The sequence below is a fragment of the Streptomyces sp. NBC_00316 genome (genome assembly GCF_036158715.1).
GTDB lineage: Bacteria > Actinomycetota > Actinomycetes > Streptomycetales > Streptomycetaceae > Streptomyces.
In genome coordinates this window covers 4,188,721-4,204,527 of the sequence record NZ_CP108023.1, presented here as the reverse complement: position 1 = coordinate 4,204,527, position 15,807 = coordinate 4,188,721, and the positions used below count along the sequence as shown (strand labels likewise).

Annotated in this window: 15 protein-coding genes and 3 pseudogenes; 8 read left to right on the top strand and 10 right to left on the bottom strand. The window is 69.6% G+C overall.

What is annotated here, in order from left to right:
• The first annotated feature begins 12 nt into the window (after positions 1-12).
• On the top strand, positions 13-1,758 hold the full coding sequence (locus OG878_RS18700; RefSeq protein WP_328887841.1) for a glycosyl hydrolase family 28-related protein: 1,746 nt from the start codon (positions 13-15) through the stop codon (positions 1,756-1,758).
• 63 nt (positions 1,759-1,821) lie between these two features.
• Here the strand turns inward: OG878_RS18700 and OG878_RS18695 are convergent, their stop codons facing one another.
• Positions 1,822-2,835, bottom strand: a complete 1,014-nt coding sequence (locus OG878_RS18695) for a phosphotransferase family protein (protein WP_328887840.1) — start codon at positions 2,833-2,835, stop codon at positions 1,822-1,824.
• Positions 2,836-2,974: 139 nt separating this feature from the next.
• On the opposite strand from OG878_RS18695, the gene OG878_RS18690 reads away from it, so the two are divergent.
• On the top strand, positions 2,975-3,754 hold the full coding sequence (locus OG878_RS18690) for a hypothetical protein (RefSeq protein WP_328887839.1): 780 nt from the start codon (positions 2,975-2,977) through the stop codon (positions 3,752-3,754).
• 34 nt (positions 3,755-3,788) lie between these two features.
• Here OG878_RS18690 and OG878_RS18685 read toward each other — a convergent pair whose 3' ends face one another.
• Together OG878_RS18685 and OG878_RS18680 are read right to left on the bottom strand one after the other, a co-directional pair.
• Positions 3,789-4,031, bottom strand: a complete 243-nt coding sequence (locus tag OG878_RS18685) for a hypothetical protein (RefSeq protein WP_328887838.1) — start codon at positions 4,029-4,031, stop codon at positions 3,789-3,791.
• Positions 4,028-4,276: a hypothetical protein gene (locus OG878_RS18680; protein ID WP_328887837.1), complete on the bottom strand. Its 249-nt coding sequence runs from the start codon at positions 4,274-4,276 to the stop codon at positions 4,028-4,030. The genes OG878_RS18685 and OG878_RS18680 overlap by 4 nt, the downstream gene beginning before the upstream one ends.
• Before the next feature lie 321 nt (positions 4,277-4,597).
• Between OG878_RS18680 and OG878_RS18675 the strand changes: the two genes are divergently transcribed.
• Complete coding sequence (locus OG878_RS18675) at positions 4,598-6,043, top strand: arylsulfatase (protein WP_328887836.1); 1,446 nt, start codon at positions 4,598-4,600, stop codon at positions 6,041-6,043.
• A 47-nt stretch (positions 6,044-6,090) separates the two neighbouring features.
• Positions 6,091-6,702, top strand: a pseudogene (locus OG878_RS18670) (SUMF1/EgtB/PvdO family nonheme iron enzyme); the annotation flags it as partial.
• 196 nt (positions 6,703-6,898) lie between these two features.
• Here the strand turns inward: OG878_RS18670 and OG878_RS18665 are convergent.
• Both OG878_RS18665 and OG878_RS18660 read right to left on the bottom strand, forming a co-directional pair.
• Positions 6,899-7,318: pseudogene (locus tag OG878_RS18665) on the bottom strand (AraC family ligand binding domain-containing protein); the annotation flags it as partial.
• Between the two features lie 199 nt (positions 7,319-7,517).
• Positions 7,518-8,168, bottom strand: coding sequence for an HAD family hydrolase (locus tag OG878_RS18660; protein WP_328887834.1), 651 nt, complete (start codon positions 8,166-8,168; stop codon positions 7,518-7,520).
• Between the two features lie 85 nt (positions 8,169-8,253).
• Here OG878_RS18660 and OG878_RS18655 point away from each other — a divergent pair.
• Positions 8,254-8,403: pseudogene (locus OG878_RS18655) on the top strand (site-specific integrase); the annotation flags it as partial.
• Between the two features lie 380 nt (positions 8,404-8,783).
• Here OG878_RS18655 and OG878_RS18650 read toward each other — a convergent pair.
• From OG878_RS18650 to OG878_RS18625, 5 genes are all read right to left on the bottom strand, one after another.
• Positions 8,784-8,999: a hypothetical protein gene (locus OG878_RS18650; RefSeq protein WP_267008500.1), complete on the bottom strand. Its 216-nt coding sequence runs from the start codon at positions 8,997-8,999 to the stop codon at positions 8,784-8,786.
• A gap of 215 nt (positions 9,000-9,214) precedes the next feature.
• Positions 9,215-9,990 (bottom strand): IS5 family transposase gene (locus OG878_RS18645; RefSeq protein WP_443049260.1). Its coding sequence is split into 2 segments (ribosomal slippage): positions 9,215-9,675 and positions 9,675-9,990, totalling 777 coding nucleotides; the frame shifts between segments, so codons are not numbered across the junction.
• A gap of 150 nt (positions 9,991-10,140) precedes the next feature.
• Entirely contained in the window at positions 10,141-10,734 is a 594-nt protein-coding gene (locus OG878_RS18640; protein WP_328887832.1) for a malonic semialdehyde reductase, read from the bottom strand.
• A 419-nt stretch (positions 10,735-11,153) separates the two neighbouring features.
• A complete protein-coding gene (locus tag OG878_RS18630; RefSeq protein WP_328887831.1) occupies positions 11,154-11,801 on the bottom strand; it encodes a CoA transferase subunit B in 648 nt (215 codons plus the stop codon).
• On the bottom strand, positions 11,801-12,556 hold the full coding sequence (locus OG878_RS18625; RefSeq protein ID WP_328887830.1) for a CoA transferase subunit A: 756 nt from the start codon (positions 12,554-12,556) through the stop codon (positions 11,801-11,803). Before OG878_RS18625 ends, OG878_RS18630 begins: the two co-directional genes overlap by 1 nt.
• A 383-nt stretch (positions 12,557-12,939) precedes the next feature.
• On the opposite strand from OG878_RS18625, the gene OG878_RS18620 reads away from it, so the two are divergent.
• The 3 genes from OG878_RS18620 (at position 12,940) to OG878_RS18610 (ending at position 15,802) form a co-directional block, all read left to right on the top strand.
• Positions 12,940-14,073: a maleylacetate reductase gene (locus tag OG878_RS18620; RefSeq protein WP_328887829.1), complete on the top strand. Its 1,134-nt coding sequence runs from the start codon at positions 12,940-12,942 to the stop codon at positions 14,071-14,073.
• Entirely contained in the window at positions 14,066-14,935 is an 870-nt protein-coding gene (locus OG878_RS18615; RefSeq protein ID WP_328887828.1) for a dioxygenase family protein, read from the top strand. Before OG878_RS18620 ends, OG878_RS18615 begins: the two co-directional genes overlap by 8 nt.
• A 378-nt stretch (positions 14,936-15,313) precedes the next feature.
• Positions 15,314-15,802, top strand: coding sequence for a flavin reductase family protein (locus OG878_RS18610; RefSeq protein WP_328887827.1), 489 nt, complete (start codon positions 15,314-15,316; stop codon positions 15,800-15,802).
• The last annotated feature ends 5 nt before the right edge of the window (positions 15,803-15,807 follow it).

Genomic DNA, 15,807 nt, shown 5'->3' with positions numbered 1-15,807 from the left:
GCGGTCGGTTCGATGGCTCCGGCGGGGAACATCAGCAGCAACACCAGCGGCATCAGCAGACGTGGGCTGCTCGGCAGCGCGGTGGCCGTCGCCGCCGCCGTGGCCACGGGCGGGTACGGTGCCGGAACGGCCCGGGCGGCGTCGGCGCCGGGAACCCGGACAGCGCACGCCGCGAGCGCCGCGGGCGGTGCGCCGCACACCACGTCCCCGCTCTGGCGGGAGTTCGCCGCTGCCCCCTTCACCCACGCCCAGGTCCCGTTCATCGGCCGGGCCGGCTACAAGGGCGGTTCCGCCCTCCCCCGGCACCGCAAGGTCGTCGCGAACGTCCTGCACTACGGCGCCGAACCGGACGGCTCTGCCGACGCCGCCCCCGCGATCAACCGTGCCATCGCCGCTGCCGGAGAGCGTGGCGGTGGCACGGTACTCATCCCCGAAGGCACGTACCGCATCGACGACATCATCAGGATCGGCCACAGCAACGTGGTGGTCCGCGGTGCGGGCAGCGGACGTACGAAGCTGTACGCGACCAAGAACCTCACCGAGCTGATCGGCGTGTACGGCAGCCGCTACGGCGGCGACAAGTCCAGCTGGTCCTGGGCCGGCGGCCTCATCTGGCTCTGCCCGCAGGACCGTTGGACCTCGCTCACCGACGCCATCAAGGCCAAGGCCTGGCCCTTCGAGGGATGGACCGGCAACAAGCGCGACGAGTGGCGGACGCTGACGACGGTCGCACCCGCGCGCCGCGGCGACCGGACGATCACCGTCGAGTCCACGAAGGAGCTGAAGCGCGGCCGGCTCGTCCTGCTCCGCCTCGCCGACGACGCCGACCACACCCTCCTGGAGCACATGGCGGGCGAAGGCCCCGGCCCGGAGGCCTACTACTGGGACGACAAGACCAAGCTGACCTCGTACGTTCCCCACGAGTGGCCGGTCCGCATCACCGCCGTGCACGGGCGCGAAGTCACCCTGGAACGCCCGCTCCCGCTGGATGTCCGTCCCGAGTGGGACCCGCGTCTGACCACCCTCGCCACTCCGCTGACCGGCTCGGGCGTCGAGGGCCTCACCCTCGAAGCGATCGAGACCCCGCAGTCGCTGCACCTGCTCGACAAGGGGTACAACGGCGTCGCGTTCCAGTGTGCGTACGACTGCTGGGCGGACGACATCACCGTCCGCCACGTCGACAACGGCTTCGGACTGATCGGCGCGTCCGCCTGCACCCTGCGCCGTACGCGGGTCGAGGGCCGCGGCTCGCACCACCCGTACTACTGCCGCGAGGGCTCGCACGACAACCTGATCGAGGACTTCACCATCGCTCAGCGCACCGTCCCGGCACCCGCGGGGACGCAGCTGCACGGCATCAACGTCGAGGGGCTGTCCAGCCACAACGTCTGGTCGCGCGGTGAGATGGAGATGGGGACGTTCGACTCGCACCGCGGGATGCCGTTCGCCAACGTCCGGACCGACATCACGGTCAACAACAACGGCCGGCACGGCGGCGACGCGAGCGCCGGACCGCTCTTCGGCGCCCGCTTCACGCACTGGAACATCCGGGTCACCAACGGCCGGGCCGGCCTGATGCGGATCGACGGGCTCGCCCCGTACAGCGCGACGGTCGGCGTCAGCGAGGTGACGGAGTTCGACCAGATCGACGTTCCCGACTTCGCCGGCGATCTGCACACCCGGCTGGAGGCCTACGGCACACCGGAAGCGGTGTGGCCGCCGAACCTGCACGACGCGCAGCGCGCGCTGGTGCGCTGACCGGCACCGGCGCTGCGGCCGCTCCCGGTCCGCAGCGCCGGCGCGGCGTCGCCCGGTGCCGTGTCAGCCAAACGTCCGCAGCGCCGACTCCACGTCCGTCAGGGCCGATTCGAGCTGCGGCTCCACCTCGCGCCGGACCCACTCCCGCTGCTCGGCAGGGGTGCGGCGGGGCACGGTCTCCACGAGCATGATCAGGTAGAGGTAGCAGCGGTAGAGCGCCAGCCGCAGCCGCACGGACGCGTCGAACTCCACGGCCCCGCCCGGCCCCGTCGCGTACCCGGCGAGGAACTCCTCGTCCTTCTCCACGTTCCCGAGGAGGGCCAGCGAGACGAAGTCGGCGACCGGGTCGCCCCAGAACATCCGCTCCCCGTCGACGATCGCGCCGGCGCTCCGGGCACCCGGGTCCCCGTCGACGAGCAGATTGCCCTGCCACAAGTCGAAATGGACGAGGACGGGCCGGGTGACGTCGTCGAGGACGGGCGCCGCGGCGGCGAGCAGCGCACGGATACGGTCCGCCGGACGCGGCAGGCGGACGCGGTAGGTTTCCGCGTCGGCGAGCACGGCGTCGGTCATCGCGGTGAACGCCTGCCGCCAGGCAGGGGCCAACGGGCCCAGCGCCTGGGCCGGGTAGCCGAATCCCTCGGGCCCGGTGACGGCGTGCAGGTGACCGACCTGCCGGCCCAGCTCATGCCTGAGCCGCCGCTCCTCACCGTCCGTCATGGTCGCGGCGGCCCCGGACCAGGGCTGTCCCGAACAGGTCGACATGACCAGATACGGTCCGGTCGCCGCGCCGGGATCGAGCACGCTGTGCACGACGTGGGGGACCGCGACGTTCCGCGCGGCCGCCTCCGCGTAGAAGGTCACCTCGTTGACGAGGAGGTCGCGTTCGTAACGCATGCCCGGGGCGGTGGACGGCGGCGGTATCTTCACCACCCAGTCCCGGCCGTCGGTGAGCGTGACGCGGGTGACGGTGTTGTACGTGCCACCGGTGAGCGGCACGCACGCGGCGATGTCGTCCGCCCCGACGCCGACGGCGTCGAGAACGGTCGAAACGGTTGCTGGGCTCTGCATGCGCATGTCCCTCTGCATCGATTGCGGGCCGGACCGTTCTGCGCCGGCCGGGCATTTTCACGGGATGATCACAACGCAATCACGATCAACTCCCGTGCCCGAAATGGTTGATCGTCAAACCACAGCAGACTCATAGGGTCGCGCCATGAGGCCCACCGTCATACGCCGCACCGCTCTTGCCGCCTGCGCGGCCTCCCTCGCTCTGGTCGCCACCGCCTGCGGAGGCACGGATTCCGGTGGCGCAGGCGCGGACGGGGCCAAGGCCGAGGAGAGCGCCCCGGCGCAGCCTGCGGCGGTCAAGGCACTGACCGCCGCCGAGTTGGAGAAGGCCGCGCTGGTCCAGGGCGACGTCAAGGGCCACAAGATCAGCAAGGCGGGCAAGGCCGACACCGTCGCCGCCGCCGACGTCACGGCGGCCGACAAGGCATGCGACAGCTTCGCCGATGCGCTGATGGGCGCCCAGGTCGGCAAGCCTTCGGCGGCCAACCAGCGCAAGGTCGTCAGCGAGCCCAAGAAGGAGAAGAAGGACGGCGCGAACGCGGAGGAGGCGTTCAAGGCGGCCTTCGACATCACGACCACGATGACCTCCCTCTCCTCGTACGACGGCAAGGGCGCCCAGGACACGGTCGCCGCCCTGCGCACCGCCGCCACCCAGTGCTCCGGCGGCTTCGACTTCACCGTGGCGGGCGAGAAGCAGAAGATCGTCAAGATCGAGGAGGAGAAGGTCTCGGGCGGCGAGGAGGCCGTGGCCTGGACCGTGGTGCTGGAACAGGACGGTGAGAAGGGCCCGCTCAAGCTCGTGGTCGCGCGCCAGGGCGCCACGGTCGCCTCGTTCACCTCGCTCAACCTTGCGGCGTCCGGCGCCGGGGAGGACTTCGGACTGCCGACCGCGGTGGTCGACGCGCAGCTCGCGAAGCTCGCCTGAACCAGCTGGACGTGATGCGGAGCGGCGACGGGACTCAGGGCAGCGGGACGAGCCTCACGACGGTGACGGTGAGCACGGACCCGGAGACGTAATAGAGCACGATGGCCCCGAGGACCGTCGCCTCGCGCCGGTCGTGTTCGCTCTTGACGGCCGACGACCCGTGCCCGTACGGGTCGTGCCCCAGGGTGCGCGCCATCTCGTCCCGGAACGTCTCGCCGTCCCGCATCTTGGCCAGGGTGTCGTCGGTGGGCGGAGCGTAGGAGATGCGGAACCTCAAGAGACGTTCCGCCTCTCGGCCTCGTCCTGCGCCAGCCGGTCCAGGATCCGTTCCGCCTCGGGATCGGGTACCGCCTCCAGCATCCAGTGCCGCATGACCGCCTGGATCTCGTGCAACCCCGCCTCGTTGATGGCGCGTTCGAACTCCTCGCGTCTCTCGTCGGGGAGCGCGGCGCGGATGTCCGGGATGCTGTTGGGCACGTCGACTTCGGTGCCGCCGACGAAGGTCTTCAGAGGCTCGCCCATGACCGCTCTCCCGATCTCCTTGCTTTCCTGCTCTGTCCACTCGCTCCGCAGTGTGGGGTCAGGTTAGCGGCGGCCCCGGCCCGGAGAACGGAGGTGACCAGGCGGATCGGCAGTCGAGCCGGCGGCACCCGTCATGCCGGGCGGCCGTGCAGGCAAGGCGACTTGGACTGAGCCGCACCGCAGGTGGACTTGTCTGAACAAACCTTGACAGTTCATGTCACGGAGCGAGATCAATGGGCCTGAAACCCGGATCCGTTCGCAGAGGGCATGGCCGTCGGCCCTGCCCTCCCGACCTTTCATGCCCGTGGGGAAGTGGCCGTGATGACCCGCACCGGAGTTGTGCTGATCTGCGTCGACCAGTGGCGCGGCGACTGTCTGTCCGCCGAGGGGCACCCCGTGGTGCGCACGCCGTATCTGGACGAACTCGCCGCCCGCGGAACGCGGTTCAGCCGTGTCTACTCGGCCACTCCGACCTGTGTCCCGGCGCGTGCCGCGCTGCACACCGGGCTCTCCCAGACCCGGCACGGGCGGGTGGGGTACGAGGACGGGGTGGACTGGACCCCGTACACGACCACGCTCGCCGGGTCCTTCCGGGACGCCGGGTTCCAGACGAAGTGCGTCGGCAAGATGCATGTCTACCCGGAGCGGGCCAGGCTCGGCTTCGACGACGTCGAACTGCACGACGGTTACCTGCACTTCTCACGCCGTCGTGACCGAGATCCGCGCGGCTACGACGACTACCTGGCATGGCTGGGCGAGCAGGCCGGGGTGAGCGCGGCCGAGGACTACGCCGACCACGGGCTGAACTGCAACTCGAACGTGGCCCGCCCCTGGGACAAGGCCGAGCGGCTTCACCCCACCAACTGGGCGACCTCGCGCGCCATCGACTTCCTCTACCGGCGCGACCCCACTGTGCCCTTCTTCCACTTCCTCTCCTACCACCGCCCGCATCCTCCGTACGATCCACCGGCCTGGGCGTTCGAGCAGTACCTGGCGGCCCCGCCCCAGGAGCCGCCGCTCGGTGACTGGGCGGATGTGTACGACCCGTGGCGCAGGGACGGGGTGCATGACACGCCGGTGGGGCGGATGACCCCGGATGTCCGGCATCGGGCTCGTGCCGGGTACTTCGGGCATATGGCGCATATCGATCAGCAGATCAACCGGTTTCTGCAGACCCTGCACGAGTTCCGGTTGCTGGAGGACTCCGTGGTGGCGTTCGTCTCCGACCACGGCGAGATGCTCGGTGATCACGGTATGTGGCGCAAGGGCTTCCCGTACGAGGGCTCCGCGCGTGTCCCGTTCCTGCTGGCCGGGCCCGGTGTGCCGCGGGGCGCGGTGTGCGACGAGGTGGTCGAGTTGCGCGACGTGATGCCCACGTTGCTGGACGCGGCGGGACTCGAGGCGCCCGAGGGCATCGACGGTCGCAGCGCGCTGCCGGCCGCGCGGGGCGGGCATGCGCCGCTGCGGGAGTGGCTGCACGGCGAACACGTCATCCTGGGTCAGTCGCTCCAATGGCTGACCGACGGGCACGAGAAGTATGTGTGGCTGTCGGGATCCGGCACCGAGCAGCTCTTCGATCTCGACGCCGACCCCCAGGAACTGCACGACCTGTCCGGCGACCCGGCGGCGACCGATCGGCTGGTCCGGTGGCGGACGCGGCTCGTCGCCGAACTCGCGGACCGTCCGGAAGGATTCGTGTCCGCCGGGGAGCTGACGGCGGGGCAGCCGGTGGATCCGGTGCTGCCCGCGCTGAGGGCATGTCTGTGACCCGGCCGGCCCGGCCGGCAGGCACCGAAGGACCGGAGAGGCTCGTCGTGACCGAACGTACCCAGGGATGCTGCGCCGCCGGACGAGCCGGGGTCGAAGAGCCTCGTCCGTTCACCGGCCCTCCCGCCGCTCCCGCCTCACCGTCCGGCGGGGCTCCCACGGACCTCCATCGGAACCGCACCGGCATCCGGCTGCCCGGCGGCACCTTCCTCATGGGCACCGACGACCCCGGGGGATACCCACAGGACGGCGAGGGCCCCGTGCGGCCCGTGGTGGTGGAGCCGTTCACCATCGGCGCCCACACGGTGTCGAACGCGCTGTTCGCCGAGTTCGTCGAGGAGACCGGGCACCGCACGGACGCAGAGGCGTTCGGCTGGTCGTACGTCTTCGCGAGCTTCCTGCCGGGTGAACTGCGCCGTGTCTCCGCACGTCCGCCGCAGACACCGTGGTGGTGCGGGGTGCGGGGCGCGTACTGGAGATGCCCGGAAGGACCGGGGTCCTCGGTGGAGGACCGGTGGGACCATCCGGTCGTCCATGTGTCGTGGCGGGACGCTGCCGCGTACTGCGCCTGGGCCGGCGGGCGGCTGCCGACCGAGAGCGAGTGGGAGTACGCGGCCCGCGGCGGGCTCGAGCAGCGGCGCTACCCCTGGGGTGACGACGCCCGCCTGCGCGGCGCACCGCCGCACGCAGCCCGGCCGGGGTCATCCCGAGCCGGGCTGCGTGCCCGTCGACGGACAGCGGCAGGAAGGCGTTACGGGCGAGCGCTTCCACCACGGACCCGTCGGCTGCGGTCCCGTCGTGTGCGGCGGCGGCGCGCAGGGTGAGCATCAGCTCGTGCACCGCGACCGACGCCTCGACATCGGCGAGCGGATTGCCGGGCCGGGCCGCTCGGACGACCCGGTCGACGACGGCACTGACCCCTTCGGTGCGGCTCAGCGGCACGACGGGCCGGTCCGGGGTGATGTATCCGAGCCGGGTGTACGTGCCCGTGGCGGGACCGGTGAACGCGACGAACGTCTCCTCCCAGCCCGTCGCGGCGTCGGGCCCGTAGGCATGGGGGACGCCCGGCGTCAGCCAGAGCAGGGCGGGCGCGGTGACGGGATGGACGGGGCCGGTGCCGCGACGGAACCAGCCACCGCCCCCGGAGACCATGACGGCGACATGGCGGTCCACTGTGCGAGGTCCCACGACCGGCAGCGCACCGTGCTGCACCCCGACGCCGAGACAGGTCAGTCCAAGGCTCCGGTGGGCGGCGTCGGGAGCGAAGAATCGCATCCAGCTGTAGTGAGTCATGACCGCCACAATCCTGGCGCCCCCTGCCCGGAAGCGCCAGGCTCCGGCCCGATTCGGGAGCCGGGGCGAGTCGAAGGTCGCCGGGGTCGCCCCACCGGGCGGCAGTGTCTGAGAGCGGTGGTGCACGGGACGCGCCCTACAGGAGGCCGGGCTGTCGGCGCGGTGCAGGGTGTGGGGGTGGTTAACCCTCGGCGACGAGGGCCGGCAGCTTGCGCATATCGTGGAAGACGACGGTGTCGTGGCCTTCGAGGCGTTCGGCCGGGGTCAGTCCGCCGGCGTAGCCGAAGGCCCGCATGCCGGCGGCGCGGGCGGCGTGGACGCCGGGCCGGCTGTCCTCGACCACCACGCAGGCTGCGGGATCGACGCCCATCTGCCGGGCGGCGTGCAGGAACAGGTCGGGGGCGGGCTTGCCGCGGGAGACTTCAGTGGCACTGTAGATGCGGCCCGCGAAGCGTTCGTAGAGTCCGGTGCGGCCCAGGGTGTGCCGCATTTTCTCGTGGGAGCCGCTGGAGGCGACACAGGTCGGCAGAGTGAGCGCGTCGAGTGCTTCCGGCAGGCCATCGACCGGGGCGAGCCCGGCATCCACGGCCTCACGGTGGAGTTGCTCGAACCTCTCCGACCAGATCGTGGCCATGTCCTCGCCGAGCCGGGCGGCGACCTGCTCGCGGATGGCGGCGTGCGAGCGCCCGATGAACCGGTCCACGACCTCGCCCTCGGTGAGCGGCCAGCCCAGCTCTGCGCCAAGTGCGACCTGGACACGTGCGGCGATGCGCTCGCTGTCGACCAGCACGCCGTCGCAGTCGAATATGACGAGTTCAATCGGCTTGATCATCTCGGCAGCATAGGGCTTGCCGTGGTCACGCGGCTGTGGTGTTCCCGGTGCGTCCGACCAGGACGCCATCCTCGCACCGGCGCGGAATGGCGTCCGCGGCTCGTACGCCCTGACGATCTGCTTCGACGTGCGAGCCGCCCTGAGCGCGGCCGCCGATGACGGTCATCTCCCGCGCAATCCGTGTGCGGCTCGCTCGGTCCGTCCGCCGACTGTGGACGCCGAACGTGTCGTCCCGTGCCGAGGCTCTCGCCGGGGTACCTCGGCCACCCGGACCCCTGGCTGACGCTCCGTGTGTATGCGCACCTGATGCCCTCCAGCCAGGAACGTACGCGCACGGCTGTGGCCGCTGTCTTCATACGGCCCGATGAATCACCTGACGGCCCAGCGACGGCCCCAGGGCAGCAACAAGCCCCCTACTCGCGGAGAAACCGCAGGCAGGGGGCTTGCTTTCGGCGTACTACTTCTTCTTGCCCTGGGTCTGGCGAGCGATGAGCGGCGTGCCACTCGCCAGCACCTGCCTGATCTGTGCCTCCAGGGCCGTGGCCAAACACCACCTGATCTGCGACGGACGCGGGAGCGCCCCGCGGCGCGTGGCTGCGGGGCGCCCGGTGGGCGTTAGTCGACCATCTGCCCGTCGCCCGTACCGCCGACGCACTTCATCCCGACCACCTTTCCGCCGCCGTCCACGCACTCACCCGGGGTGAGGCTTTCGGTGTGGGCGGTGGCGGTGGCGTTGTGGGTGGCGGCCGTGGCGGTGGCGGCACCTGTGAGGCCGAGTCCGGCGAGGGCTGCCGTGGCGATGACGGCGGCGAGAGTTCGTCGAATGCGCATGTGGTTTCCCTTTCACGGATTGCCTCGGTTGGGGCACTACTCAGCTTGATCTTCACCCATGTGGGTGGCGCGTTTGGTTACTCCATTCGAGTGACACCTGCCGGGAGTGGGTCACCGGCGACGCAGGGACGGATGGCCGGTGCCGCAACCCGCCGGAGAGGCCTTGAGGGCCGTGCTCGCATTCACGTACGCAGGTATCACCAGTACGACAATCCTTAGAGCCGGCGCCAGCAGATGAGGCTGCAGGCGAGGGAGACGAAGGCGTCGTGGAGTTCGGTGCGGCGTTCCCAGCGGACGGCGAGTCGTTTGAACTGGTGGAGCAGGGCGAAGGTCTGCCCGACGACGTAGCGGAGCTTGCCCATGTCTTTGATGTTCGGGCAGCCCTTGCGGGAGATGACGGGCAGGATCCGGCGTTTGCGCAGCTCATCGCGGTTCGGGTTCGAGTCGTAGCCCTTGTCGCCGAGCAGGGCTTCTGGGCGTCGGCGGGGCCGGCCGGGCCTGCCCGCGACGGGCGGGATGCCGTCGACCAGGGCGAGGGTCTGGGTGACGTCGTCGACGTTCGCTGCAGTGGTGATGACCTTGAGTGGAGTGCCGCGTCCGTCGCAGATCAGGTGGTGTTTGCTGCCCGTCTTCCGCCGGTCGACCGGCGACGGACCGGTGTCGGCGTCCCCTTTTTCGCGCGGATGTGGGAGCCATCCACGCAGGCCCGGGACCAGTCGAGCTGGCCGGCTGCATTGAGCTCGGCGAGCAGGATGCGGTGGAGCTGGTCGAAGACGCCGGCCTTCTGCCACCGCTCCAGTCGCCTCCAGCACGTCTGTCCGGAGCCGAACCCCAGCTCCAGCGGGAGCAGTTGCCAGGCGAGGTCGTTGCAGAGCACGTACAGGATCCCCTGCAGGCACAGCCGGTCCGGCACCGGCCGCGGCCCCGGTGACCGCTCCGGCCGAGGCGGCAGCAACGGCTCGATCAGCAACCACAAGTCGTCGTCCACGATCCACCGGCGAGTACTCACACACTCCCGAACGGTCGAATCGTCACACCGGTCACGGCCGACCAGGCCACTTCAGCAAGATCCTGTTACGAGCTCGTAGGGCGAATCCTCTTCTAGCGCCGCTCACACAGGCCACAGACGCGCGCCTCGGTATCACACAGTGGTGACGACCTCGTCGTAGGCCAGGCGCGGGCTGCGTGAGAACCAGGCGGCATCTCCGGGCGTGCCGATGTTGACCACGACCAGCACGGAGTGCTCGCCGTCACCGAAGAATTCCTTGTCGATCCCGTCGGCGTCGAACCCCGTCATCGGGCCGGCCGCCAGACCAGCGGCGCGGACGCCGACGATGAAGTAGCCGACCTGCAACGCCGCATTGAGCGCAGCGGACCTCTCCCGCACCACGCGTTCGGAGAAGAACAGCTCCTTGGCCTGCGGGAAGTGCGGGAACTGGGTCGGCAACTCCTCATGGAACTCGTTGTCCGCGGCGAGGATCGCGACCAGCGGGGCGGTGGCGGTCTTCTTCTGGTTGCCCTCGGCGAGATGCGGCACCAGCCGCTGCCGCGCGTCGTCGGAGCGGACCAGGACGATCCGCAGCGGCTGCTGGTTCATCGAGGTGGGGCCGTACTTGACGAGGTCGTAGATGGCCCTCATCTGTTCGTCCGTCACGGGCTCATCGGTGAAGGTATTGGCCGTCCGGGCCTCTCGGAACAGAAGGTCCTGGGCGGCGGGGTGGAGTGCGAGAGACATGACGTTATCCCTATTTCGGCAGTGGTGGATGGTGTGCGCAAGAGAGTCGGGCGCTGACGCCCGGCAAATTCACGGCGGTGATGATGCGCCTGCGACTCGGGCGCGGTCGCCGGGGACGCCGCCTGGACCGACGGCTTCGAAGAAGCCGGGCGGCGACGCGGCCGCGCCCTGTGGTCCGCTGGCATCGCCACCAGCTTCGGGCAGGCACCGGCCGGGGGCATCGCCTATTCGAGGGATCCTTGCTGCTGCATGGTCGGCCGGAGCGTGCCACAGAGAACGCGGTCTGGATGAACCCCGCGAGCCCCAGGTCGACGGCCTTGGCATGCGCGCCGAGGTCGTCCGGGCGGACCATGGCCAGGGAACCGCTGTATTTGCCGAACGGCGTGCGGACCGCGCGACGATGTAGACGTCCCGCAGTGTCATGGCGAGAGCTCCTCGGTGACGTGAACCTTCGCGTCGGTCCTGTCCACGATGTCGTCGGCGCTCACGCCGGGCGCGGTCTCGACGAGGACGAGGCCGTCCCCGGTGACGTCGAGGACGCCGAGGTCGGTGATGATCCGGTTGACGCAGGCCTTGCCGGTGAGCGGCAGTGCGCACTCGGTGAGGATCTTCGGTGAGCCGTCCTTGGCGGTGTGCGTCATCACGACGATGACGGTGCGCGCGCCGTGGACGAGGTCCATGGCGCCGCCGATCCCGGTGATCATCTTGCCGGGAACGGCCCAGTTGGCCAGGTCCCCGCTCGCGGAGACCTGCATCGCGCCGAGCACGGCGACGTCGATGTGCCCGCCGCGGATCATGCCGAAGGAGAGCGAGGAGTCGAAGAAGGAAGCGCCGGGCAGGACAGTCACCGTCTCCTTGCCCGCGTTGATCAGGTCCGGGTCGACTTCGGCCTCGGTTGGATACGGGCCGGTGCCCAGGATGCCGTTCTCCGATTCGAGGACCACTTCGACGCCCGGGGGAAGGTGGTTGGGAATCATGGTGGGCAGCCCGATGCCGAGATTGACGTACTGGCCGTCCCCCAGCTCGCGTGCCGCCCGCGCGGCCATCTCTTCCCGCGTCCACGCCATCAGCTGCTCACCGTCCGCTGCTCGATCTTCTTGTCCGTCGCCTGCTCGGGGGTGAGGGCTACCACCCGCTGTATGAAGATGCCCGGAAGGTGCACCGCGTCCGGTTCGATGTCGCCCGGCTCGACCAGCTCCTCCACCTCGGCGATCGTGACCTTGCCCGCCATGGCGGCCAGCGGGTTGAAGTTGCGGGTGGACTTGCTGAAGACGAGGTTGCCGTGCCGGTCGCCCGTCGCGGCCCGCACCAGCGCGAAGTCGGTGCGGATGCCACGCTCCAACACGTATCGGGTGCCGTCGAACTCGCGGATCTCCTTCGGCGGAGAGGCCAGCGCCACCTCGCCCGAGCCGTCGTAGCGCCAGGGCAGCCCGCCGTCGGCGATCTGCGTACCCACCCCGGCAGGGGTGTAGAAGGCGGGGATCCCGGCGCCGCCGGCGCGCAGCCTTTCGGCGAGGGTGCCCTGCGGGATCATCTCGACCTCCAGCTCACCGGCCAGATACTGCCGGGCGAACTCCTTGTTCGCGCCGATGTATGAGCCCGTCACCCGGGCGATCCGCCCGGCCCTGAGCAGCACGGCCAGGCCCGACTCCATCGCCCCGCAGTTGTTCGAGACCACGCCGAGCCCTGACACCCCCCGCTCCAACAGAGCCTGGATCAGCACATTCGGCACACCGCTCAACCCGAACCCGCCCACCGCCAACGACGCACCCTCCGGCACATCCGAAACAGCCTCCAAAGCCGTGGCGACCACTTTATCCATCTTCTTTTACTCTGCCTCTCGCCAATGTGGACCCATCGGACGCTGTTTTCGGTAACGCAACATCAAGAATTAGGCCAGGCTCTCCAATATCGTTTGCGGGCGTCGTGGGAATAGCGGGAGCGGCTTTGCCGCAGACCCGCCGCCTCCTCGTGTCCCACCTGACAGACACGTGCTGCACGGTGCAACGCCTGGGCGTCCGTCGGCATCCCGCAGATGGGGGATATCGCGCCCGATCCCCAGGCCGCTGGGTCGGAGTGCGTCGCGCGAAAAAGGTATTCCCGCGCCGATCCGCGTTATCACTCACAGATTTTATTGACGCACATCATCCGAGTGTCGACGCTTTCCTCCATGAACACAGGAGCGGTAGGACCGAGGAAATTCTCATGAAGACATTCGTGCACCGGGGACAGATCACCAAGGTGGTCTTCGGCAGCGGTACGCGCAGCCGCATCCCGGAAGAGGCCGATGCTCTCGGATGCCGTCGGGTGCTCATCCTGTGCACACCTGGTCAAGTGGACCAGGCGGCGCAGATGCGCGACCTGCTGGGTGCTGCAGCAGCGGGAACTTTCGCCGAAGCGGCTGCGCACACCCCTGTCGACGTCACGGAGAAGGCGGTCGGGTACGCCAGGACCGTGGGAGCGGACTCCGTGCTCGCCCTCGGCGGTGGATCGACCATCGGCCTCGGCAAGGCCATCGCCGCGCGTACCGGTGTTCCGCAGCTGGCGCTGCCGACTACCTACGCCGGCTCGGAGATGACGCCGATCCTCGGAGAGACCGAAGGCCGCAGGAAGACGACCCGGCGCCTGCCGGAAGTGCTGCTCAACACGGTGGTGTACGACGTCGATCTGACGCTCACACTTCCCGTGGCGACATCAGTGGTCAGCGGCATCAACGCAATGGCGCACGCGGTGGAGGCCCTCTACGCACAGGACCGGGACCCGGTCGCCTTTCTGATGGCCGGTGAAGCACTCGACTCCCTTATCCGATCCCTTCCGGTCGTCGCGCGGCGTCCGGACGACGCAGCGGCGCGGGCGGACGCGTTGTACGGGGCGTGGCTGGCGGGCACGTGCCTCGGCACGGTGGGCATGGCCCTGCATCACAAGGTGTGCCATGTGCTGGGCGGCACGTTCGGGCTTCCGCACGCCGAAACGCACGCCGTCGTCCTTCCACACGTGGTCGCCCACAACGGGCCGGCGGCCCCGGAGGCCATGGCGCGCATCGCGCAGGCGCTGCGGGGGGACGACGCCGCGAGCGGCCTCTTCGACTTCGCCGGGCGGCTCGGCGCCCCCCGGGCGCTGCGGGACCTCGGCTTGCCGGAATCGGGGATCGAGCAGGCGGCCGAACTCGTCGTGCGGGACGGCTACTGGAATCCGCGACCAGTGGACCGGAACGCTGTCCGCGCCCTGCTGACCCGCGCCTGGGCCGGGGAGGCGCCGTCGAGCTCACCCGGCAACGAAGATCCTCAGTCCGGCTCCGTCATCGAAGCCTCGACCACCACGGGAGCGCACCATGCGTGATCTGACCAGCGACACCATCACCGAGGCCGTGATCTCGACCATGCAGGACACCAAGGACTCCCGCCTCGCGGAGATCATGGAATCGCTGGTGCGGCACGTCCACGCCTTCGTCCGTGACGTGGAACTGACGGAGGAGGAGTGGGCCCGGGGAGTGGACTTCCTGACTCGCACCGGGCAGATGTGCACCCCGACGCGCCAGGAGTTCATCCTGCTGTCCGACGTGCTGGGCGTCACCATGCTGGTCGACGCCCTGAGCAATCGACGCCCTGCCGAAGCCACACAGAACAGCGTCCTCGGCCCCTTCTTCAGGGACGACAGGCCGCAGCCCCCCGACGCCGCCGACATCTCCGGAGGATTGCCCGGTACCCCGCTGTTCTTCGAGGGACGAGTCGTCGACCGTGAGGGAGCGCCGGTGGCCGGCGCGGCGGTGGACGTGTGGCACAGCGATGCGGAGGGCCACTACGACGTGGATGTGCCCGGCCGGGTCGACCCGGCCATGCGTGCGCTGTTCCGGACCGAGGAGACGGGACTCTTCAGCTTCCGTTCCATCCGCCCGTCCAGCTACCCGATACCCGGTGACGGCCCGGTCGGCGAAATCATGGGCGCGACCGGCCGGTCGCTCATGCGTCCCGCCCATGTGCACTTGCTGATCGAGGCTCCGGGATTCCAGCGCGTGACCACCATGCTGTTCCCTTCGGACGACCCGTACCTGGATGCGGATCCGGTGTTCGGGGTCAAGGAGTCGCTGGTCGCGTCCTATGACACGTACGCGGCCGACTCCGGGCCCAGGCGCGGGCCGACCGACCAGCCGTACACCGTGCTGCGCCACACCTTCGTCCTCGAACCCCTCCCCGCCGACTGAAGCGTCACCCCGCCGCATACGCAGTCGGCTGTCTGCACACCATGAACGAGCTCGGATGCAGCCGTCCGCGGACTTGAGACGCCTGGTCGATCGACTGCGTCGATGAGCCGACAGACCGTGTGCACACGCGGTGGCATCTGGCATGGACGTGTTTTCTCCGGCACTGACAGCCAGCGTTGGACGCCTTGCCACTGGCACCAGGGCCCAGCGCGCCACCGGTGTCGTCGAGCGCCCCGTACCGGGCCGGCGCGCGACTTCGCCCGGAACTCGGCGAAGCGCGATCGCTCCGCGCTGACCTCGCGTACGTCACGGGGCAGCGGCCCGCCTACCCGCCCCCTCGAACGATCAAGCCCGCCAACACACCCAGGAGGTCCTGCGATGACTGAAACCCTTGACATGACCGTCGATTTCCGAGCCACGATGAGCCGGCTCGCCACGGGTGTCAGCGTGATCACCACATGCTCTGGAAGCACGCCCATCGGCATGACGGCGAGTGCCGTGTCCGCCCTCTCCCTGGACCCGCTCCAGTTGCTCGTCTGCATCGGCAACCACCTGTACACGCGGACCGCGATCGCGGAACACGGCCGCTTCGCCGTCAATGTCCTCGGCGAGGACAGCGAGCACCTGGCGCGGAACTTCGCCGTTTCCAAAGCGGACAAGTTCGCGGGTGTCGAGACCTTCGACGACCACGGCGTGCCGGTGTTGAAGGACGCCATCGCGGCTGTCGTGTGCGACGTCGCCGAGGCGCTCCCCGGTGGCGATCACACCATCTTCGTGGGTGACGTCCGTCAGTGGGCATACAAGGCAAACTGCCGACCGCTGGTCCACTTCGCGGGCGGCTTCGGCACGCTCAGGGCTGCGCACTAGTCCTG